Raw genomic sequence first — 20,799 nt, 5'->3', positions numbered from 1 at the left:
CGCGCGGGCGATGTCGGGCACGCCGATGGTGAGGTAGGAGATCTCACCGTGGTGAGCGGTGAGGCCGGGCTCTTCCGCCTGCCCGCTCTCGACGGGGCCGACCGCCTCCGCAGGCTGGTAGACCGAGAAGCGCAGGTCCTGGTCGTCGGTGCACGCGGCGCTGAGGCCGAACGGCTCGTCGGTCGGCTCCTGGGCGTCGCCGCCGGCATGGCGGATCCGCCGGACGGCTTCGTGGAGATCCTCGACCGCGAAGGCCAGATGGACGGTTCGGTGCTCCTGCCCGCCGAAGAGACCGATCTGCTGGTCCGGCAGTCCTTCGACGTGACAACCGGCCTCCACGCCTTCGGGAACCGTGTGCCAGCCGAGGATCCGGGGGACCCGATTCCCTGATGGACAGTCGTCTGTGTAGGCGTGGCGAAAGGCCTTGCGCGCCCGTGTCAGCAGGGCCTCGGTGGCGTGGAGCGTCCGGCCGAGGTGCTCGGCGACGTGCGGGACGGGCAGCCCGTCGAGGTAGCGCAGCGTCAGGGCGGCCCGATGGTGAGGTGCCAGCGTGCCGAGGACGTCTCGGGCGACGAGCGCGTCCAGGCGTTCGTCCCACGGGTCCTCCGCGGGGTCTGAGACGCCCCCGTCCAGGGCCTGAAGGCCGCGCTGCTCCGGTGCCGCCCGCCTCCAGTGGTCGGCCAGTTTGTGCCGCGCCACGCCGACGAGCCACGCGACCGACAGCGCCGGGGGCGGCTCCTTGCGTACCGCCTCCACGGCGGCCAAGAAGGTCTCGGCCGTGAGGTCCTCTGCCAGGGCGCGCCGGCCGCACCTGGGCAGCAGGTAGCCGTAGACCTCGGGCAAGGCCGTGTCGTAGAGAGCGAGCAGGGCCGGCCCCGGGTCGGGCTCCAGCTTTCCCGGGTGGTTCATACCCCTCCATCGTTCGGCGGGTCGCTTCTCCGACGGGCCGGGGCAAAGTTTCTTCGAGCCGCCGCAGCCGATGCGCGATCATAGAAGCGTGGTGAATCCCGAACCGCTCACCCTGTACACCACCGATGGTGTCCGGATCGACGCAGGTCACACGCCCTTTGGTGGGGAGGTCTGCTTCATCTTGGCGCACGGTTTCACCTGCTCGTGGCGCCTGCCCGCACTTCGCCGGATCGCCGCGGCCCTCGGCCGCCACGGCGGTGTCATCGCGCTCGACTTCCGCGGCCACGGCCGGTCCGGCGGTCACTCAACGGTGGGTGACCGGGAGGTGCTCGACGTCGACGCGGCGGTCGCGGCGGCCCGTCGACGGGGATATGAGCGAGTCGTCCTGACGGGGTTCTCCATGGGCGGCGCCATAGTCGTCAGGCACGCTGCGCTGTACGGCGGGGTGGACGCGGTGGTCTCGGTCAGCGCGCCCGCGCGCTGGTACTACCGCGAAACGGTGCCGATGCGGCGCGTGCACTGGGCGATCGAACGGCGCGCGGGCCGAATGGCGGTCCGCCTGGCACGCGGCACACGGATCGCGCCCAAAGGCTGGGACCCGGTTCCAGAGGCACCGCACGAGGTCGCCGGACGGATCGCGCCGGCGCCGCTGCTGGTCGTCCATGGGGCCGCGGATCCGTTCTTCCCCGTCGAGCACGGCCACCAGCTCTATGAGGCGGCGTCCGACCCGAGGGAACTGTGGATAGAACCGGCCTTCGGCCACGCCGAGGTGGCGGCCACCCCTGACTTGATCAACCGCCTGGCCGCGTGGGCGACGAAGGCGGTCTCCGCAACGCCGGCCCCCTCGGCGCCCTATGCGGAACCGTCAGACCACCGAACTCGCGACTAGCTCGCTGGCCTGCGAAAACTTGGAGTTATCCACATTCTTGCGGTCGCCTTCCTGGAACCGCCGGGCAAGGCATCCTCGATCCCATGGACGGATTCACCCTCACCTGGAAGCGAACGGGCGCCCACTCGATCATCCCCATCGGCCCGGACGCCTATTTCGTCCCCGTCAAGGGAGCCGGTCTCGCCGCGCGTGCCGCGGCGTTGAGCAGCCTCCTTCCCCCGGAGGTCGTCATCGCGCGGCGCACGGCCGCATGGATATGGGGCCTGGACGTATTACCTCCGGGGGTGAACGAGCTCGACTGGGACGTCGAACTCATCGCCCCCCGAACCTCCGAGACTCCGCCGGCCCCGTCTCCAATCACGCCCGACAGTGTCGAACTGCCGCCCGAACACGTAGTGAAGGAATCCGATGTACGCCTCACATGCCCGGCCCGCACCGCACTCGACTGCGCCCGCTGGCTCCCTCGCTACGAGGCAGTCGCGGCCCTGGACCAGTTCCTGCGGCGAGACGTGGACGTCGCGGAGCTCACCGCGATGGCCCGGAGGCTGCGGGGATACCGCGGCAACAAACGGCTGCGTCAGAGGCTCCGGCTCGGTGACCGCGGCGCGGCCTCCCCCGGCGAGAGTTGGGTTCGCGTCGCTGTTGTGGATACGGGCTTCCCGCTCCCTGAAACACAGATCCCCGTGCAGGGCCCGCAAGGCCACTCGCTGTACATCGACCTCGGCTACCGCGAATTCCGCGTAGGCCTCGAATACGACGGCGAACGCCACCACACCGGCCGAGAGGCCAGGAACCACGACGCACGCCGCCGAGACTGGCTCGCCAAGGAGATGGGCTGGGACGTCATCCCCGTCACCAAGAACTTCTTGACCCGCCCAGCCCCTTACCTGGGCGCTCTCCTGACAGCGCTGCTCCAGCGCGGCTGGCAACCCGACAACGCCACGATGGAACATATAGCCGCCCGCCTAGCGCGCCTAGAACGCCGACCACATTGAACGCCAAGAGCTGCCGGCGTGCCCGCGAGAGGAGGTGCCACGCGCGAGCCGGCCGACGAGTGATCGCGGGCGGGCGGCAGTCCCAGAACGCGCGAATCGAGCAGCCGGACCGCACCGCCCCGAACTCACCCGATCCACCCCGGCCAACGGACTCGGCCCCCCTCCGGCGGACCGGCCCCCTCCGGCGGGCATTCAAGAACAGCTCCGGCACCCCCTCCTCGTTCAGCGCGGCCTTGTCCTTCAGGTGTTGGCTTTTGTGGCACTGTTGCCGGGTTTCGCTCTGCCTTGTCCGGCTCGGGTATGGCTACCTCGTTCAGCGCGGCCTTGTCCTTCAGGCGTTTGCTTTTGCAGCACTGTCGCCAGGATTCGCCCTGCCTCGTCCGGCCCGGTACGGCTACCTTGTCCGGCGCCGCCTTGTCCTTCGGACGTTGGCTCTTGCAGCACCGCTGTCAGGATCCGCCCGCCTCGTTCCGCACCGGCACGCACACCAGTTACGCCAGCGGCCGGGCCAAACTTGCCCTGGTGGTACAGGGGCGAGCCGCTGCGGGGTGCGTTGGAGGAGGCGTCGGCGTCGGTGGCGCTGGGGAGTTCGTGGAGTTCGGGTGGGTCGTTCGGGACATGGGGTTGTGGCTGCGGGGCTGGGTGCTGCACGAGCGCTGCCGGACAATGCCCCGATGTCTATCTGGCCGGGCGGCCGTCGGGACTTACGACCTCCGAGCTGCTCTGCTAGAGGCTGGACGCCAGGGCGAGTCACGAGAACGAGCCTTCCGCCAACGGAGCCGATCCCGGGGACGAGCCGTGCTGGTCGGGTTCGTGCTGCCTGGCGACGACGGCGAGCTTTGCCCGGTGGGCGTGTGCGCGGGCGCGGCCAGTCCCAGCATGGCCTCGGCGACCGCGTTGGGGCATCGGACGATGCCGTTGCGGGGCAGGGGCGTGCTCCATCAGATCCGCTGCCTGGGCGACTCGGTGCCGTTGGGCTCGACGGGGCTCAGTTGTCGAGGAGATTCGCCAGGCGCTTGGGGGCGACAAGCCTGTAACTGTCCTCGATCAGCTCGGCCATCTCGTCCCAGTCGTGGTCGACGTCGAGTCGTGCGCCGACCCAGCCCTTAACGCCCACGTACTTCGGGACGAAGAAGCGCTCGGGAGCCTCTGCGACCAGGGCATCCTGCACACCGGGCCCGGCCTTGAACGTCAATGTCAGGCCGTCCTCGGAGGTCATTGCGAACAGCTTGTCGCGAACACGGAAAGAGGGTGCTGTGTGGCCGCCGAAAGGCTTCTCCGTCGCCTCTGGCAACGACATGCATATTTCTCGTATCCGAACCAGAGAATCCAAGTCACTCATTGTCGATTCCTCTTCTGTAGCAGGGGTGCAAGAAAACTATTCGATGAGGGAGGTGTGAGGCCGCAACACGCAGAATTCGTTGCCCTCGGGGTCCGCAAGCACGACCCACGACACATCGGTGGACTGGCCGATGTCGGTGCGACGTGCGCCCAGGGCGAGTATGCGCTGCACCTCGGCCTCTTGGTCGTCCGGGTCAAGGTCTATGTGGAGCCGGTTCTTCGTGGTCTTCGTGCCGTCGTCACGGATGAAGCACAGCCCGGGATAGGTGTGAGGGTCCGCGCCGACGATGACTTCGTCGTCCGAGCGGTAGAGGACCGGCTGATCGAGGACGGCCGCCCAGAACTCGGCGAGCGCGGACGGCTCCCGAGAGTCGATGACCAGATGATAGAAGCGCGATGCCATGCGCAGAGGCTAGCCGCAGGGCCTGACACCGCGAGGGGAGGGCAAAGCGGTCGCGCTTCTCCGAGATCGCATGCCAATGCGCGGTCCCGGTGTCACCGCGGCATGGCGGGTGAGAGGGGTGTTTTGCGGCGGGTTGAGTTGTGCACGAGCTCGGAGTGGTGGCTGCTGGTTCTTGGTCGAGTTCGTGTCATGCGTGCCTGAGTTGCCCGCCGCTGGGGATGTGTTCGCTCGGCTTCATGTTGCTTGGGGTTTGGTGGTGGGGATGGGCGCGGCCCTGGGAAGCGGGGGGCCGCGTCCATCCCCGGGCTCGGTGACGGAGCCTGCTGCTTGTCAGCGGCTACCGCGTTGACGGTGTAGGTGTGGGGGCTTGGGCACGGAGCTCTCGGTCATGCGGGAACTCGGATTTTTGCGGGTTGGTTGGCGCGGGAGGGGTGTTTCTTCCGCTCTGCGGAAGGTGGCTAGCGCGGAGATGCGGTCGTGGGCGCTGATTTCGGTGCGTGGCTGCAGGTAGACGGCGGCCAGGGGCGGCAGGAGGCCGGGGAGTCAGAAGCTTTCGGGTGCGTCTGGCGCCTCGGCGCGGCGGCGGTGACCACCGCATGGCCCCCCGGCGCCGGCGTCCCGCTGAGGTAGTGGGTCGGCTGATGGCGGTGGGGAGGGGCATGGTGCGTCAGGTCAGGCTTGCGTGCTGGCGCTGCGGCGCTTCGCCGGGGTAGTGGGTTGGCCGATGGCGGTGGGGAGGGGTGCGGTGCGCCAGGCCGGGCTTGCGTGCTGGTGCAGGGGCGCTTCGCCGGGGTAGCGGGCTAGCTGATGGTGCGGGGGGCAGAGTGCGTCGGGTCAGGCTTGCGTGCTGGGGTAGTGGCGCTTCGCCGCTTGCGGTCCTGCCCTGCTCGCCGGGCGCGGCTACGTCTTGCCCGGCTGCGTCCGCGCCGTTGTGGCGGGGCTGGAGGGCGGGGGCCTTGTTGTGTGGATCTAGGGCGCTAATGGGTGGGGTGTAGGGCCTGGTGGAGGGCGGTTGTGCGGTCGGCGGCCATGCGTTTTGTTATGGGGGCTTCTGTGATCATCGTGGAGCCGTGGAAGGTGCCGGGGTAGTGGTGCAGTTCGGTCGGGACGCCTGCCTGGATCAGTCGTTGTGCGTAGGTCAGGCCTTCGTCGCGCAGCGGGTCGAACTCGCAGGTCGTGATGTAGGCGGGCGGTAGGCCGGAGAGGTCGTCGGCGCGGGCGGGTGCCGCGTACGGGGAGACGGCGTCGGTGCCGCGCACGCCCTTGCCCAGGTAGTAGTCCCAGCTCAGCTCGGCGTTGGGGCGGTGCCAGATCGGTGTGTCGGTGAAGGCGCGCATGGACGGGGTGTCGAGCCGGTCGTCGAGTTCGGGGACGCCGAGGAGTTGGAAGCACAGTGGGGGGCCGCCCCGGTCGCGGGCGAGGAGGGCGACGGCCGCGGAGAGGCCGCCGCCCGCGCTTTCGCCGCCCACGGCCAGCCGGTCCGGGTCGATTCCGAGGTCGGCGGCGTTCGCCGCCGTCCAGGTGAGGGCGGCGTAACAGTCATCGAGTCCGGCGGGGAAGGGGTGCTCGGGAGCGAGCCGGTACTCGACGGACACCACCACGGCGTTCACTTCTGCTGCGATGGCGGTCGCGTCGTCCGAGGACATGTCGACGCTGCCCAGGACGAAGCCGCCCGGATGGAAGTAGACGAGTCCTGGGAGGGTGCCCGCCCGGTTGGCCGGTGCGTAGATGCGGAGGGGGACGTCCGGGGGCCCGGGAATGGTGAGGTCGCGGGTCTCGACCGGAGCGGGAGGGACGTATTTCGACATTCCGGCGAACATGTCCTTCTCGTCGCGGCGGGTCTGCTCGATGTCGGCGATCGACAGCCGCGGGACCTGCGGGATCCAGGGGAGGAGTGCCGGGTCGTAGGCGTAGGGCACCTCGGGGCTCCTTTCTGCTGTGGGATCAGTGTCGGACGATTCCCTCCGCCTGCCCAGCCGTTGCCCACCGCCGCCGGGTGTGGAGACGGTGTCAAGGGCGGTGCGGAGACGTCGGAGGGTGCGGTCTCACCGAATCCGTTATTGCCAGACTGATCATCCGTAGGCAGCCTCTGAGGTATGGGAGACGCGAACCCCACCGTCCTTGCCCGGGCTCCCGCCGCCGCGCGCGGTGACGGGAGGCGGCGATGAGCTTCTCCGAGTACCTCTCCGAACGCTGGCCCACGATCGCCCGGATGATGGGCGAGCACGCCGAGGTCGTCCTGATCGCCGTCGCGATCGCGGCGGTGGTCGGGGTCGGGCTCGGCGTCGCGGTCGAGGGGCGGCCGAGGGCGAGAGGGCTGGCCCTCGGCGTCACCGGCACCATGCTGACCGTCCCGTCGCTGGCGCTGTTCGGGCTGCTCATCCCGCTGTTCGGGCTGGGGCTGACCCCGACGATCACCGCGCTGGCGCTGTACGCGGTGTTCCCGATCCTGCGCAACACCATCACCGGGCTGGACGGCGTGCCGAGCGCGGTGGAGGAGGCCGCGCGGGGGATGGGGATGAGCCCGCTGAGCCGGATGCTGCGGGTCAGGTTGCCGCTGGCCTGGCCGGTCGTGCTCACCGGCGTCCGGGTCGCCACGATCATGACGGTGGCGATCGCGGCGATCGCCGCGGCCGTGGCCGGGCCCGGGCTGGGCGAGCTGATCTTCGGCGGGCTGTCGCGCATCGGCGGCGCCAACGCGCTGAACGACACCCTCGCCGGCACGCTCGGCGTCGCCGTCCTGGCGCTCGTCCTGGACGCGCTGTTCGTCCTGCTGTCCAGGCTCACCACCTCCAGGGGGCTGCGATGACCGAACCCGCCGCGACCGAGACCGCGCAGGTCGCCCCGGCCGGACGGGAGATGATCCGGCTGGAGGGCGTCACCAAGCGGTATCCGGGGCAGGACGCCCCCGCCGTCGGCGACCTCACGCTCAGCGTCCGGGACGGGGAGATCGTCGTGCTGCTGGGCCCGTCCGGCTGCGGCAAGACGACCACGCTGCGACTGATCAACCGGCTGATCGAGCCGACCTCGGGCCGCATCCTGCTCGACGGGGAGGACGTCACCCGGGCCGACCCCGACCGGCTGCGCCGCCGCATCGGCTACGTGATCCAGCAGGTCGGGCTGTTCCCGCACATGACGATCGCCGCGAACGTCGGGCTCATCCCGCGGACGCTCGGCTGGGACGGCAAACGCGTCCGCGCCCGCGTCGACGAGCTGCTCGACATGGTCGGGCTCGACCCGGGCACGTACCGCGGCCGGTACCCGAAGGAGCTGTCCGGCGGGCAGCAGCAGCGCGTCGGCGTCGCGCGCGCCCTGGCGGCCGACCCGCCCGCGATGCTGATGGACGAGCCGTTCGGCGCGCTCGACCCGATCACGCGGGAGCGGCTGCAGGACGCGTTCCTGGAGCTCCAGGCCCGGATCGGCAAGACGATCGTGCTGGTCACCCATGACCTCACCGAGGCGCTGAAGCTCGGCGACCGGATCGCGATCCTCGGGGAGGGGGCGAGGCTCGTGCAGTACGACACCCCCGCGGCGATCCTGGCCGAGCCGGCCGACGGGTTCGTCGCGGAGTTCGTCGGGGCGGGCGCCGCGATGCGGCGGCTGCGGCTGGTCGAGGTCGGCTCGATCGAGCTGCTGCCCGCCGGGGAAGGCCCCCCGGCGGCGACCGTCCGCGCGGAGCAGTCCCTGTACGAGGCCCTCGACGCGATGCTGCGCGCCGGGGCGGAGACCGCCACCGTCCTGGACGAGGACGGGCGGCCCGCGGGCGCGGTCTCGTGGTCGGCGATCGTCCGGCGGACCCCGGAGCCGCGGCCATGACCGTCACGGCGGTGCCGGAGCGGACGAGGCCGGGCGACGAGGCCGCCGGGCGCTCCCTTGCAGGGCTCCTCGTCACGCCCGTCTTCCTCGTCGCCGTGTCGGCGGCGCTCTACCTGTACGTGCGCGGCCTGGATCTCGACGCGATCGAGCGCCGCTCCCTCAACCGGTCCGAGATCACCCACCAGTTCCTCCAGCACATCAGGCTGGTCGCGGTGTCCACGGCGCTCGTCCTCGCGATCGCCATCCCGCTCGGCGTGCTGCTGACCCGGCCCCGGCTGAACCGGCTGTCGGCGCCGTTCCTCGCGCTCGCCAACGTAGGCCAGGCCGTTCCCTCCATCGGGGTCCTCGTCCTGCTCGCCGTCACGGTCGGCATCGGCTTCCAGAAGGCGGTGGTCGCGCTCATCCTCGTCTCCGCGCTGCCGGTGCTGCGCAACACGATGGTCGGCCTGCAGGGCGTCGACCGGTCGCTGATCGAGGCGGGGCGCGGCATCGGCCTGTCCAGGGCGGCGGTCCTGTTCCGCGTCGAGCTGCCGCTCGCCGTCCCGGTGATCCTCGCCAGCGTCAGGGTCGCGGTGATCCTCAACGTGGGCAGCGCGACGCTCGCCGCGTTCACCAACGCGGGCGGGCTCGGCGATCTCATCAACACCGGCATCTCCCTCAACCGGACCCCGATCCTGCTCACCGGAAGCGTCCTGACCGCCGTGCTCGCGATGGCCGCCGACTGGCTGATCGGCATCGTCGAGTCCGTCCTGCGCCCCCGCGGCCTCTGAACCCCTTGAGGAGAGTCACCATGCGCAAGCTCCCCGTCGCCGCGTCCCTCGCCGCCGTCGCCCTGACCGCCGGATGCTTCAGTTCGGCCGGCACCGACGCCAAGGCGGGGAGCCTGGCCGAGGGCAACTCGCTGAAGGGCGTCACGCTCACCGTCGGGTCCAAGGAGTTCACCGAGCAGCTCGTCCTCTGCCAGGTCACCGCTCTCGCGCTGCGCTCGGCGGGCGCGACCGTCAAGGAGAAGTGCGGGCTCCAGGGCAGCAACACCACGCGGGCCGCGCTGACGTCCGGCAGCATCGACCTCTACTGGGAGTACACCGGAACCGCCTGGATCAACTACCTCAAGCAGACCGAGCCGATCGGCGATCCGGCCAGGCAGTACGCGGCCGTCGCGCAGCAGGACCTCGCGAAGAACAAGGTGAAGTGGCTGGCGGCCGCGCCCGCCAACAACACCTACGCCCTCGCGGTGAAGACGACGACCATGCGGCAGCTCGGGATCGCGGACCTGTCGGGCTACGCGAGGCTGGCGAAGAGCGACCCGGCGAAGGCCTCCACGTGCGTGGCGAGCGAGTTCGCCGGACGCAGTGACGGGTGGCCCGGCCTGCAGAAGGCCTACGGGTTCAGCCTGCCGAAGTCGGATGTGGCGACACTTGCCGAGGGCGCCATCTACGACGCCATCGGCAAGGGCAAGCCGTGCGCCTTCGGCGAGGTCGCCACCACCGACGGGCGCATCAAGGCGCTCGGCCTTACTCCGGTACCGGACGACAAGAAGTTCTTCCCCGTCTACAACCCCGCTCTCACCGTCCGGGAGTCCGTCTACAGGGACGACCCCGCCATCGAGAAGATCGCGAACCCGATCGCCGCGGCGCTCACCGACGCGGTCCTCCAGGAGCTCAACGGCGAGGTCGACATCAAGGGCAAGGAGCCCGCGGAGGTCGCCGAGACCTGGCTGAAGTCCAAGGGCTTCATCGGCGGGTAGCCGCGGCGGCCCGGCGTCACACCATGTACTGGTCGTGGCGCCGGTACAGGTCCGTCCACTCCTCGTCGCTGAGCCGCCGCCCGGTCGCGGCGATCTCGGCGAGCTCCTCGAAGTAGGCCTCGCGGGGAGCGCCCGGCGTGAAGAGCAGGAGCATCGCCGCCGGTTCGCCCGACTCGTTGCGGAACCCGTGCACGCCGCCTTCGGGGACGAAGAGGAAGTCGCCGGCCGAGGTGTCCTTCCACCCCGTCCCGTCGTGCAGCCGGACCGTCCCGGACAGGATGTAGAACGACTCGGTGATCGTCCTGTGGAAGTGCGGCATCGGGCCGGACGGTTTCGGCCCCATCTCCCAGCGGTAGAGGCCGAAGGCGCCGGCGGTCGAGCCGCCGGTGCCGAGGTAGTGCACCCGCGTCCCGCGGTGGACGCGGTCGCTGTCGGCGGCGCCGATGAGCAGGTCGGGCGCCGCGCCGGCGGGACGGAACGTCCCGCTGCTCTCGCCGCCGTCCCCGAGGTAGCGGGCGTCGGGATAGGTCATGGCTACACCACCAGGTTCAGCAGAAGGACGAACACGAGGCCGCACACCGAGATCGCGGTCTCCATCAAGGACCATGTCCTGATGTTCTGCCCCACGCTGAGCCCGAAGTACTCCTTGACCAGCCAGAAGCCGGCGTCGTTGACGTGGGAGAAGAACAGCGACCCGGCCCCGATCGCGAGGACGAGCAGCGACGTCTGGCTGCTGTCGAGCGTGGTGGACAGCGGTGCGAGGATCCCGGCCGCGGTGACCGTGGCGACGGTCGCCGATCCGGTGGCGAGCCGGATGAGGACGGCGACCAGCCACGCCAGGAACAGCACGGACAGGTCGCTGTCCTTGACCCAGTCGGCGACGAGGTCGCCGATCCCGGTGTCGACGAGCGTCTGCTTGAAGCCGCCGCCGGCGGCCACGATCAGCAGGGGGCCGGCGATGGGCGGCAGCGATCCGGCCAGGGAGGAGGCGATCGCGTCCCGGTCCATGCCGGAGCCGCGGCCGAAGGTGAACATGGCGACGACGACCGCGATGATCAGCGCCACCAGCGGGGTGCCGAGATTGTCCAGGACGGTGCGCACGCGGCCGCCCTCGTCCAGGGCGATGTCGGCGACGGCCCTGCCCAGCATCAGCACGACCGGGAGCAGCACGGTGCACAGGGTGACGGCGAAGGACGGGCGGCGCCGCGACTTCAGGTCCACGGCGGCGTCGTCCTCGGCGTCCCGCTCGTCCGCGCCGGTGACGTAGAGCTCCGGCGCCGGGACGTCCACCCAGCGGGACGCGAACCGGGCGAACACCGGGCCGGACAGCGCGATGGTGGGGAGCGCGACGACGATGCCGAGGGCGAGCGTGAGGCCGAGGTCGGCCTTGAGGTTGTCGATCGCGACGAGCGGCCCCGGGTGCGGCGGGACGAGCCCGTGCATCGCCGACAGGCCCGCCAGCGCGGGGATCCCCACCGCGATGATCGACATCTGTGCGCGGCGCGCCACCAGCAGGATGACCGGCACCAGCAGGACGAGCCCGATCTCGAAGAACATCGGCAGCCCGATCAGCGCGCCGGCCAGGGCCATCGCCCACGGCAGGAACCGGCGCCCGGTGCGCCCGATGATCGTGTCGACGATCTGGTCGGCGCCCCCGGAGTCGGCCAGGAGCTTGCCGAACATCGCGCCGAACGCGATCAGCGCGCCGACTCCGGCGGCGGTGTCGCCGAACCCCTTGACGAAGGCGTCGACGGTGTCGGCGACCGGCAGGCCCGCGCCGATCCCGACCAGCAGCGAGCCGAGGGTCAGGCTGAGGAACGGGTGCACCTTGAAGTAGGTGATCAGTACGACGATCAGGGCGATGCCGGCGAGCGCGGCCGGGACGAGCCTCCCGCTCGACGCCGCCGGCGCCGCGGCCAGCACGATCGGGTGCATGCGTCATCCTCCTGGGAGCCGGAGCGAACGATGATGGTCGCCCGAGTGTGGCGCCTATAACCTGCCGTTAACAAGGGATAGCTCCGTAAAATCATATCTTTGTCGGAAGTTGTCTAGCTTCGTGTGATGATTAGCGCATGGTGGAGACGCCCTCGGCGGGCCTGCACGGCAGCGTCCTCGACCGGCTCGGCATGCTGATCACGTCCGGCGCGCTGCCCGCGGGCGAGGTGCTGCGGATCGAGGAGCTGGAGTCGCGGTTCGCGGTGTCCCGGTCGGTGATCCGGGAGGCGATCCGCGTCCTGGAGTCCATGGGCATGGTCAGGAGCCGCCGCCGGGTCGGCGTCACGGTCGCCGCCCGGTCGGGCTGGAACCTCTTCGACCCGCAGATCATCGGCTGGCGGCTGGAGGGCGACGGCCGGGCGGAGCAGCTGCGCTCCCTCGGCGAGCTGCGCCGCGGGCTGGAGCCGGTGGCCGCCGCGCTCGCCGCCCGGCACGCGACACCGGACCAGTGCGGCGTGCTGACCGGAGCGGTCATGGAGATGGCGGTGCACGGCAGGTCCGGCGACCTGGAGGCCTACCTGGCCGCGGACATCCGCTTCCACCGGACGCTCCTGGAGGCGTCCGGCAACGAGATGATGGGCGCGCTGAGCGGCGTGGTCGCCGCCGTCCTGGCCGGGCGCACCCACCACGACCTGATGCCCGCGCACCCCGAACCGGCCGCGATCCGCTGGCACGCCGAGGTGGCGCAGGCGGTGCAGGCCGGCGACGCCGGCGACGCCGAACGCGCCATGCGCGACATCGTCGAGGAGGCGACCCGGGCGATGCTGGAGCCCGGCTGACCGGTCAGAACAGGGTCGGCGGCTCCGCCGGGACGGGTTCCGGCATCGGCTCCACCCCGGGGACGCGGGCCCTCACCTCGTCGTGGAAGCGCCGGGCGAGCTCGGGCGCGTCGGCGTTGTCCGGCGTGTGGACGAACACGGTCGGCGAGCGTCCCTCGGCCAGCCATCCGGCGACGCGGCCCACCCAGAACCGCCAGCCCTCGACGGTGCGCTCGGTGTCGTCCCGTCCGAGGTAGCGGACGATCGGACGGTCCGTGAGCGCGGTCGCCCTGCGCGGCACCCGCGGCTTCTTCGTCCAGGCGTCCCGCTCGGCGTCGCTGGTCGGACGGTCCTGGAAGAACGCGGTCGTGTCGAACGGCACCCACTCGGCACCGGCGCGGGACAGGAGCCGCTCGAGGTCGCGCACGGATGACGCGTCCTCGAAGAACGCGCGGTGCCGCACTTCGACGGCGTACCTGTGCGCCGAGGGCAGCCCGCGCAGGAACGCGGCCAGCGACCCGACGTCGCCGGGGCCGAAGGAGCCGGGGAGCTGCACCCACAGCGCGTGCGCCCGCGACTGGAGCGGCTCGATCGCGTGCAGGAACGCCCGCAGTTCCTCCTCGCCCCCGGCGAGCCGCCGCTCGTGCGTGATCGTCTTCGGCAGCTTGAGCACGAAACGGAAGCCGGGGCCGGTCTGCTCCGCCCACGACTCCACGGTGCTCCGCGCGGGCGTCGCGTAGAAGGTGGTGTTGCCCTCCACCGCGTTGCACCAGCTCGCGTAGGCGCGCAGCCGTTCGCCCGGAGGCAGCGACGGCGGGACGAAACGCCCCTGCCACCGCGCGTGAGCCCACATCGCGCACCCCACGTGAAGCCGCATGCCCCGACGCTACCGGTGATCTAGAACGGCCGCGCCCCTCACCGGTGCGGGCCTCCGGGGCCGCACGCCGGAGTTCCGGCGGCCGAGGGTCCCCCAAGAGCCTCGGCCGCCGGCCGGCGAACCGTAGCGGATCGCCGGCGGACGGGATCCGGGCCGCCGCGGAAATCGCGGGAGCCGCGCTCACTCCCCCCGCCCTGAAGGGCGAGAGCCCCCCCGCGAGACGGATCTTCTCCCGTCCGGCTGTAGATCATCCTGTCGGCCGGCAGGGGAGCGCGCATCGGTAGATGAACCGATCCGCGTACCGATCCGCGATCCGATTCGGCTTTGGGAAAGTCATAGCGGTGCGTATTGGTGTGACTACAATCCAGAAGATCCCCTGGAGCCGGAGACCCCGGCGGTAGCTGACTGGAGACGCCGTGCCGCTGACCGCGACGCTGGAACGACAGACGGGGCGACTGCCCGCCGAGCTCACCAGCTTCATCGGCAGACAGGCGGAGCTGGAGCAGGTGCGGCGGCTGATCGACGGTCACCGGCTGGTCACCCTGACCGGGGCGGGCGGAGTGGGCAAGACCCGGCTCGCGGTCCGGGCGGCCGGGCTGGCGCGCGACGCCTTCCGCGACGGCGTGTTCTTCGTCTGCCTTTCGGACCTGACCGAGCCGTCCCTGCTCGCGCAGGCGATCTGCGAAGCGCTGGGAGTGGGGGAGCAGGGCGACCGGCCCGCCGCCGCCTGCCTCGCCGACCATCTCGCCGACCTGCGGGTCCTGCTCGTCCTCGACACGTGCGAGCACATGGTCGACGAGTGCGCGACGCTGAGCGAGGCGCTGCTGCGGTCGGCGCCGGAGCTGCGGGTCCTGGCGACCAGCCGGCAGCCGCTGGACGTCATGGGCGAGTACCTGTTCACGGTTCCCCCGCTGGGCGGGCCGCGAGCCCCCCGCGACACCGTCCCGGACGGCCGGGAGTGCGACTCGGTCACGCTGTTCGCCGAGCGCGCGGCGGCGACCGTCCAGGGATGGACGCTCACTCGCGCGAACCGCGACACGGTGGTGCGCCTGTGCGACCGCCTCGACGGCATCCCGCTGGCGATCGAGCTCGCCGCCGTGCAACTGCGGACGTTCTCGCTCGACCAGGTGCTCGCCCGCCTCGGAACCCATCTGTTCCAGGCCGGCGGGCGGCGGACGGGCCTGCAACGCCATCAGACCCTCCGCGCGACGGTCGACTGGAGCCACGCGCTCTGCTCGCCTGAGGAACGGCTCCTGTGGGCGCGGCTGTCGGTGTTCGCGGCCGACTTCGACCTGGCCGCGGCCGAGAACATCTGCTCCGGGGACGGACTGGACGCCGAGCACGTCGCCGAAGTGCTGACGGGGCTGCTGGACAAGTCTATCGTGCAGCGCGCCGACCGCGGCGTCCGGGTTCGCTACCGGATGCTCGACACGCTGCGGGAGTACGGTTCCGAACGCCTCGCCGCACGGGACGGCGGCGAGGCGGGTCGGCTGCGGTCCCGCTGCTTCGAGTGGTATGCCGGTCGGCTGGAACGTGCCCGCAAGGAACTCGCCGGCCCCGAGCAGGTCCAGTGGCTGGAATGGTTCGACTGCGAACGCGCCAACGTCCGCGACGTGCTGGGCAGGGTGCTCCCGACGGCCCATCCCGAAACGGTCCGGGGCGCGATGGAGACTCTCGGGCGGTTCTGGGTGCTGAAGGGCGTGCTGGGCGAGGGCCGCCATTGGATGGACCGGCTGCTCGAAACCCGCGACACGACGGGTCCCGGCTGGTCAGGGCTGCTCACGATGGCCGCCCTGGCGAGCACGATGCAGAACGACCTCGCCGGAGGCGGCGCGCTGCTGGAGCGGGCATTGGCCCAGGCCCAGGCGGAGGGCGATCGGGCGGCGGTCGCGGACGTCTACTTCTGCCAGGGCGTCGCCGCCCTGTTCGCAGGCGACTTCGACCTGTCGCTGGACGGGCTCGACAGGGCGGACGAGATCTACCGGGAGACCGGGTGCGACGACGTGCTCAGCCTGCTCGTCGAGGTCTTCCGCGCCGTGGTGCACCTGTTCGAGAACGACTTCTCCGCCGCCGTCGAGCACGCCGACCGGGCCGTCCGGCTGGGCGAGGAGCGCGAGGAGTTCTGGGTCCGCTCCTACGGGATGCTGGTGGGCGGGCTCAGCCTGTGGCTCGCCGGCGACCTGGACGGGGCGGTGCGGCGGCTCCGCCGGGCGCTGCGGACGAAACGCGACCTTGGCGACCGGCTGGGCATCACCCTGGGCCTCGAAGCGATCGCCGGCTGCCTGTGCAGCGGAGGCGACCACGTGCGGGCCGCCCGGCTGCTCGGCGCCGCGGACCGGATGCGCGAGTCCACGCGGACGTCCTGGTTCGGCCCCTACCACGCCGTCCTCCGAGACCTGCACATCGACAAGACCGTGGAGGCCCTGGGCGAGGCGCGGTACCGCACGGCGTTCGAGGAGGGCGAGCGGCTGCCCCTGGCCCTCGCGATCATGGAGGCGCTGGAGGAGCCCGCGCCCGCCGAGCCCGCGGCCGGGGCGGACGGCGACGGCGCGTCCCCGCTCACCGAGCGCGAGCGGCAGGTCGCGGGGCTCGTGGCCGAGGGACTGTCCAACCGCGGCATCGCCGAGCGCCTGACGATCGCGAAACGCACCGCCGACTCGCACGTCGAGCACATCCTCGCCAAGCTCGGCTTCTCCTCCCGCGCCCAGATCGCCGTGTGGATCAGCGAGCGGGACCGGTGACCCCGTAGGATCCGGCACGTGAGCGAGGAGGAGATCCGGGTGGCGCCGCCGGCCGCGTCCCGTCCCGGCATCACCCCCGCGGAATTCGAGGAGTTCGTCGCCGAACGGCTCCTCGGATCGGCCGCCCCGCACGTGAGCGGGCTGAGCGTCACCTTGCACGAGAAGGTGGCCGGCTCCGACGGGACCTACGACCTCGACGCGACCGTCCGCTACCGGTTCGCGGGCATGGACTTCCTGGTCGTGGTCGAGGCCAAGCACCACCGGAATCCGATCAAGCGCGAGCTGGTGCAGGTGCTGCACCAGAAGGTCCAGAGCGTCGGCGCGCACAAGGGCGTCATGGTGTCCACCGCCGCGTACCAGAGCGGTGCCGTGGCGTTCGCGCGGGCCCATGGCATCGCCCTCGTGACGGTCACCGACGGCCTGTTCCTCTTCGAGACGAGGGACGCCATGCCGATCGAGGGGGACGCCGGTCCCGGTCCGTCCTCTCTCATCGTCCACTGCCATGGCCTTCCCGGCCGGCGGCCGGGCACGTCGCGGACCCTGCTCATGGTGCCGGACGACGACGACTACCCCCGGCAGGCGGCGGAGACCCTGCTGGGCTGCCCCTCCGAAGGGCGTGCGCCGGAGCACGGACGGCCCGGTCAGGCGCCGACGTGGACGTGCGACGCCCACACCGAGGGATAGTCCGGCCACCGGTCCCGCATCTGGCGGGTCGCGGCGTGGACCGCGCCGGCGACGTCTCCGCCGCCGGTGACGGCCGTGTAGACGAGGTCGGCGATGTCGACGGCGTGCCGGTCCCCGATCGGCCACAGGGTGCCGATCACGTGCCGGTAGCCGGCGAGCTGGAACGCCGACGCCAGGTGGATCGCCTCGTCCGCGAGGCGCGCCCCCGGCCGGGCGGTCGAGCAGGCCGACAGGAAGGCGAGTTCGGCGCCGTCCATGCGGAGCCCGGCGAGGTCCGCCACCGTCAGCGGCCGGGTCCGGTGGTCGGCCAGGAGCAGATGGCTGGACGACGGGTCGGCCAGGTCGCTGTGCCCGTGGCAGGCGAAATGCGCCCACCGGGCCTTCGGCAGCGCCGCGAGCACCGCCTCGTGGGTGGCGGACGAGCCGGTGAGGACGTCCACCGGGCCCGGGAAGCGCCGGCCGACCAGCGCCGCCTCGGCCTCCGCCCCCGGCAGGTCGGACCGGGCGCCGGGCGTCCGGGGCATCGCCACGGCGACCGCCCGGCCGTCGCCCGGCCGCACCGCGTCCGCCGCGCCGCGGCGCGCGTGGGCCAGGGCCCGGACGGTCGGGGTCGTCGAGCACACGACCCGGTCGATCACCGTTTCCGGAGCGGCGCCGGCCATGGTGCCGTGGTATCCCGCCGCATGCACCGGGAGGAACGACAGCAGCCCTGACAGGCACCACCACAGCCGCGGCCAGGGTTCGCCGTCCCGGGGCGGCCCGCTGGCACCGGCGTGATCGAGCACCGGGCCGGCCACCGCGTCCCACAGCCACTCGAGCGTCCGCGACATCCGGCGCTGCCCGGCCGCCCACGATCGGGCCTGCCGCGCGCCGGTCTCCTCGACCGCCGCCAGGAACGCGCCGACCTCCGCCGTCACCGCGGCGGGGGTGAGCGCGGGCAGCGGCACGACCGTGGCGCCCGCGCCGGTGTCGGCACGCAGGACCAGCGCGTGCGACCCGAAGTCCGACACGTTGACGATCACGACGTGGCCGCCGGGCGGTACGAGGTCGCGGACGGCGGGCGGACGCAGGAAGCGGTCGAAGCCGGGCAGTTCCCTGATCTCGGCGACGAGCCGGTCGAACTCCGCGGCCGTGGCGCGGCGCTCCACCGACGCCTGGGGCGCCGGGGCGGCGCCACTGCCGGGGGCTCCCGCCGCGGGCGCGGGACGGTCGAGTTCCGCGCAGAGGGCGGTGAACCGCGCGGCCCGATCCGGGTGCCGTCCGGAGAGCGCGGTGAGGTCGGTGCGGGTGTCGAGCGCCTGGCCGAGCAGCAGCCCGCGTCCCTGCTCGAACAGTTCGACGCCGTACTCGGCCTGTCCGGCGCGCACGCAGCAGGCGGCGGCGTCCGATCCGATGCCGCCCATATCGCTGAGGAGGATCTCCTGGTCGCGGCGGTCGAGGCCGCGCGGGACCGTGCGTCCCATCAGGTCCACGACCGTCGCGTAGCCGGACACGGCGTCCTCCCACCGTCCGGCCCTGGCGGCGAGCCTCGCCCAGCGGGCGGCCGCGACCGCGCGGACGCGGGGCGGGGCGGCTTCGGCGCCCGCTCCTTCCCGGCACGCGGTGAGCGCCTCGTCCAGGTCGAGGACGGCGCCCGCGCGGGCGAACCGGGCGCCGAGCGCCTGGCCCAGATTGGCCAGGTAGCCGGCGCGGTCGGGATGGCCGGGGGCGATGGCCGCGACCGCGGCGCGGGCGGCGCCGATCGCCGCGTCCACGTCCGCGGCCTCGCCGGTGTGCTCGAACCGCCGGTGGAGCACCATCGCGCGGTTCGACAGGACCGAGGCGCGGCGCGGGTGGCCGTCGGGGACGGCCGCCGCGGCGGCCTGGACGGTCTCGGCCGCCTCGTCGATGTCGGCCCGCTCTCCGCCGGCCGAGAACCGGGCGTGCAGGGCCGTGCCGAGGTTGGACAGGCGAGCCCCCCGGCCGGCATGCCCCGCCGGGGTGGCGAGCACCGCCTTCCGGCAGGCGTCGACGGCCTCGTCGATGTCCTCGCGGCGCTGCACGGAGTCGAACCGGATCTGCAGCGCGCCGCCCAGGTTCGCCAGCATCGTCCCGCGGTCGGGGCCCGCGTCGGGGGCGGCCGCCACCGCCGTCCGGAGCGCGTCGACCGCCTCGTCCAGGTCAGTCTGGGAGCCGCAGCCGCGGAACCGGGAGAGCGAGGCCGCCCCCAGGTTGCCGAGGTAGGCCGCGAGGTGCGGATGCCCGGGCGGCGCGGCGGCCACCGCGGCGCGCCCGGCCTCCACCGCCGCGTCGATGTCGGTCTCCTCCCCGGTGCGCTCGAACCGCACGCGGAGGATGTCGCACAGGTTCGACAGGCGCGAGGGGCGGTCGGGATCATCCGCCGGAGTGGCCGCCTCGGCCTGCCGGGCAAGCGTGACCGCCTCGTCCAGTTCCGTCCGGCCGCCGGTGCGCCGGTGCAGCTCGCACAGCACGTTGGCGAGGTTGGACCGGCGAGCGGGCAGGCCGGGATCGTCGGCGGGGGTCGCCGCCACCGCGGCCCGTCCCGCCTCGACCGCGTCGGCCAGGTCTTCTTCGCCGCCGGTCTGGACGGACCGGATCCGCAGGACGTCGCTGAGCTCGGACAGGTGGGCGGGCCGCTCGGGGCCGTGGGGCTCGGCGACGGCGGCCGCCTCCCGATGGGCCTCGACCGCCTCGTCCAGATCCGCCGGGTCCCCGGCGCGGTCGAACCGGGCCAGCAGCGCCTGGCCGAGCTGGGCCAGCTGCGCGGCGTGCGCGGGGTGGTCGGGCGCGGTCGTGGTCACCGCGTCCCGCGCCAGGCCGATCAGGTCGTCCACCTCGGTCACCCGGTGGACGAGTGCCTCCTTCGTCCGTAAGGCGAGGTCGAGGTTGGACGCCATGGCGGCGCGGTCGGGGTGGTCGGGCCAGCCGGTGACCGCGGCCCGCCCGGCCTCGATCGCGGCGTCGAGGTCCGGCTCGCCGCCGAGGTACTCGAACCGGGTCAGCAGGGCGTTGCCGAGGTTGGACAGGTAGAGGGCGCCGTCGGGCTCGCCCGGTCCGGCGCTCTCGGCCGCCGCCAGGCCGGACGCGATCGACTCCTCCAGGTCCGGCGGCGCCCCCGTCCGCTCGAACCGGGTCAGCAGCGCACTGCTGAGGTTGGTCCGGCAGCGGCCGTACTCGGCGTGGCCCGGCCCGGTGGCGCCGGCCGCCATCCGGAACAGCTCGACGGCCCGGTCCAGGTCGCCCGCGTCCTGCGAGGCGAGCGTGTCGCGGTAGAGCATGCGGCCGAGGCGGGCCAGCAGCCCGCCGCCGTCCGGGGCGGCCGGAGGCTCGCCGTCGAACAGCTCGCCGATCAGCGAGGGGACCCCGGCCGGAACCACCCGGTACACCGGATTGAGCAGGTCCAGGGCGACGGAGAGGTCCGGCTCGCCCTCGGCCGAACCGCGGGCGGCGAAGCGCAGCCAGAACAGCCATCCCGCGGCCTGCGCGACCTCGACGTCGTCCACCGGGTCCGGGACCGAGCAGATCAGATCCACCGCGTCGGCGACGGCTCGGGAAGTCAGGACCAGGGTCGCGTCCTGCCCCGCGTTGAACCGGTCGACCCGATCACGCACCTGTGCGAGCAGACGCGTTCGCACCACCGACGC

The 20,799-nt window shown here is 72.2% G+C and carries 17 protein-coding genes and 1 pseudogene; 10 read left to right on the top strand and 8 right to left on the bottom strand.

Features of this window, described 5'->3' with window-relative positions; translation table 11 throughout:
• Positions 1-51 precede the first annotated feature (51 nt).
• Positions 52-390: a hypothetical protein gene (locus BJY14_RS44890; protein ID WP_246395807.1), complete on the top strand. Its 339-nt coding sequence runs from the start codon at positions 52-54 to the stop codon at positions 388-390.
• An 81-nt stretch (positions 391-471) separates the two neighbouring features.
• Here BJY14_RS44890 and BJY14_RS47125 read toward each other — a convergent pair.
• Positions 472-909 (bottom strand): annotated as a pseudogene (locus BJY14_RS47125) (RNA polymerase sigma factor); the annotation flags it as partial.
• A gap of 70 nt (positions 910-979) precedes the next feature.
• Between BJY14_RS47125 and BJY14_RS05295 the strand changes: the two are divergent.
• A complete protein-coding gene (locus tag BJY14_RS05295) occupies positions 980-1,798 on the top strand; it encodes an alpha/beta hydrolase (protein WP_179842580.1) in 819 nt (272 codons plus the stop codon).
• A gap of 83 nt (positions 1,799-1,881) precedes the next feature.
• Positions 1,882-2,793, top strand: coding sequence for a type IV toxin-antitoxin system AbiEi family antitoxin (locus BJY14_RS05290; RefSeq protein WP_179842579.1), 912 nt, complete (start codon positions 1,882-1,884; stop codon positions 2,791-2,793).
• A 988-nt stretch (positions 2,794-3,781) separates the two neighbouring features.
• On the opposite strand, the gene BJY14_RS05285 is transcribed toward BJY14_RS05290, so the two are convergent.
• The 3 genes from BJY14_RS05285 to BJY14_RS05275 form a co-directional block, all read right to left on the bottom strand.
• On the bottom strand, positions 3,782-4,093 hold the full coding sequence (locus tag BJY14_RS05285; RefSeq protein ID WP_246395803.1) for an MmcQ/YjbR family DNA-binding protein: 312 nt from the start codon (positions 4,091-4,093) through the stop codon (positions 3,782-3,784).
• Positions 4,094-4,171: 78 nt separating this feature from the next.
• Complete coding sequence (locus tag BJY14_RS05280) at positions 4,172-4,537, bottom strand: VOC family protein (protein ID WP_179842577.1); 366 nt, start codon at positions 4,535-4,537, stop codon at positions 4,172-4,174.
• Positions 4,538-5,514: 977 nt separating this feature from the next.
• On the bottom strand, positions 5,515-6,456 hold the full coding sequence (locus BJY14_RS05275; protein ID WP_179842576.1) for an alpha/beta hydrolase: 942 nt from the start codon (positions 6,454-6,456) through the stop codon (positions 5,515-5,517).
• A 245-nt stretch (positions 6,457-6,701) separates the two neighbouring features.
• On the opposite strand from BJY14_RS05275, the gene BJY14_RS05270 reads away from it, so the two are divergent.
• Genes BJY14_RS05270 through BJY14_RS05255 form a run of 4 tightly spaced genes read left to right on the top strand, consistent with a single transcriptional unit; the run spans position 6,702 to position 10,100 of the window.
• Positions 6,702-7,346: an ABC transporter permease gene (locus BJY14_RS05270; protein WP_179842575.1), complete on the top strand. Its 645-nt coding sequence runs from the start codon at positions 6,702-6,704 to the stop codon at positions 7,344-7,346.
• Positions 7,343-8,353, top strand: a complete 1,011-nt coding sequence (locus BJY14_RS05265; RefSeq protein ID WP_246395802.1) for an ABC transporter ATP-binding protein — start codon at positions 7,343-7,345, stop codon at positions 8,351-8,353. The genes BJY14_RS05270 and BJY14_RS05265 overlap by 4 nt, the downstream gene beginning before the upstream one ends.
• Positions 8,350-9,123: an ABC transporter permease gene (locus tag BJY14_RS05260; RefSeq protein WP_179842574.1), complete on the top strand. Its 774-nt coding sequence runs from the start codon at positions 8,350-8,352 to the stop codon at positions 9,121-9,123. Before BJY14_RS05265 ends, BJY14_RS05260 begins: the two co-directional genes overlap by 4 nt.
• Positions 9,124-9,143: 20 nt before the next feature.
• Positions 9,144-10,100 carry a glycine betaine ABC transporter substrate-binding protein gene (locus BJY14_RS05255; protein WP_179842573.1) on the top strand — a complete coding sequence of 319 codons (957 nt, stop codon included), beginning with the start codon at positions 9,144-9,146 and terminating at the stop codon, positions 10,098-10,100.
• Positions 10,101-10,116: 16 nt separating this feature from the next.
• On the opposite strand, the gene BJY14_RS05250 is transcribed toward BJY14_RS05255, so the two are convergent.
• Both BJY14_RS05250 and BJY14_RS05245 read right to left on the bottom strand, forming a co-directional pair.
• A complete protein-coding gene (locus BJY14_RS05250; RefSeq protein WP_179842572.1) occupies positions 10,117-10,632 on the bottom strand; it encodes a cupin domain-containing protein in 516 nt (171 codons plus the stop codon).
• A 2-nt stretch (positions 10,633-10,634) separates the two neighbouring features.
• Positions 10,635-12,035, bottom strand: a complete 1,401-nt coding sequence (locus tag BJY14_RS05245) for a GntP family permease (RefSeq protein ID WP_179842571.1) — start codon at positions 12,033-12,035, stop codon at positions 10,635-10,637.
• Positions 12,036-12,172: 137 nt separating this feature from the next.
• On the opposite strand from BJY14_RS05245, the gene BJY14_RS05240 reads away from it, so the two are divergent.
• Entirely contained in the window at positions 12,173-12,874 is a 702-nt protein-coding gene (locus BJY14_RS05240; protein WP_179842570.1) for a FadR/GntR family transcriptional regulator, read from the top strand.
• 4 nt (positions 12,875-12,878) lie between these two features.
• On the opposite strand, the gene BJY14_RS05235 is transcribed toward BJY14_RS05240, so the two are convergent.
• The gene (locus tag BJY14_RS05235) at positions 12,879-13,730 is read right to left on the bottom strand and encodes a DUF72 domain-containing protein (protein ID WP_179842569.1); all 852 of its coding nucleotides are present in this window, start codon (positions 13,728-13,730) and stop codon (positions 12,879-12,881) included.
• A 416-nt stretch (positions 13,731-14,146) separates the two neighbouring features.
• Between BJY14_RS05235 and BJY14_RS05230 the strand changes: the two genes are divergently transcribed.
• Complete coding sequence (locus BJY14_RS05230) at positions 14,147-16,471, top strand: ATP-binding protein (protein ID WP_312878983.1); 2,325 nt, start codon at positions 14,147-14,149, stop codon at positions 16,469-16,471.
• Between the two features lie 18 nt (positions 16,472-16,489).
• Positions 16,490-17,155 (top strand): restriction endonuclease, encoded by a 666-nt coding sequence (locus BJY14_RS05225; protein ID WP_179842568.1) that lies wholly within the window; start codon positions 16,490-16,492, stop codon positions 17,153-17,155.
• Here the strand turns inward: BJY14_RS05225 and BJY14_RS47120 are convergent.
• Positions 17,113-20,766, bottom strand: a complete 3,654-nt coding sequence (locus BJY14_RS47120; protein WP_218905119.1) for a CHAT domain-containing tetratricopeptide repeat protein — start codon at positions 20,764-20,766, stop codon at positions 17,113-17,115. The two genes, BJY14_RS05225 and BJY14_RS47120, sit on opposite strands and share 43 nt — an antisense overlap.
• Positions 20,767-20,799 lie beyond the last annotated feature (33 nt).

This window comes from Actinomadura luteofluorescens, from assembly GCF_013409365.1.
Classification (GTDB): Bacteria; Actinomycetota; Actinomycetes; order Streptosporangiales; family Streptosporangiaceae; genus Spirillospora; species Spirillospora luteofluorescens.
The sequence above is the reverse complement of the archived record's forward strand: the minus strand, read 5'-3'. Positions and strand labels throughout refer to the sequence as shown.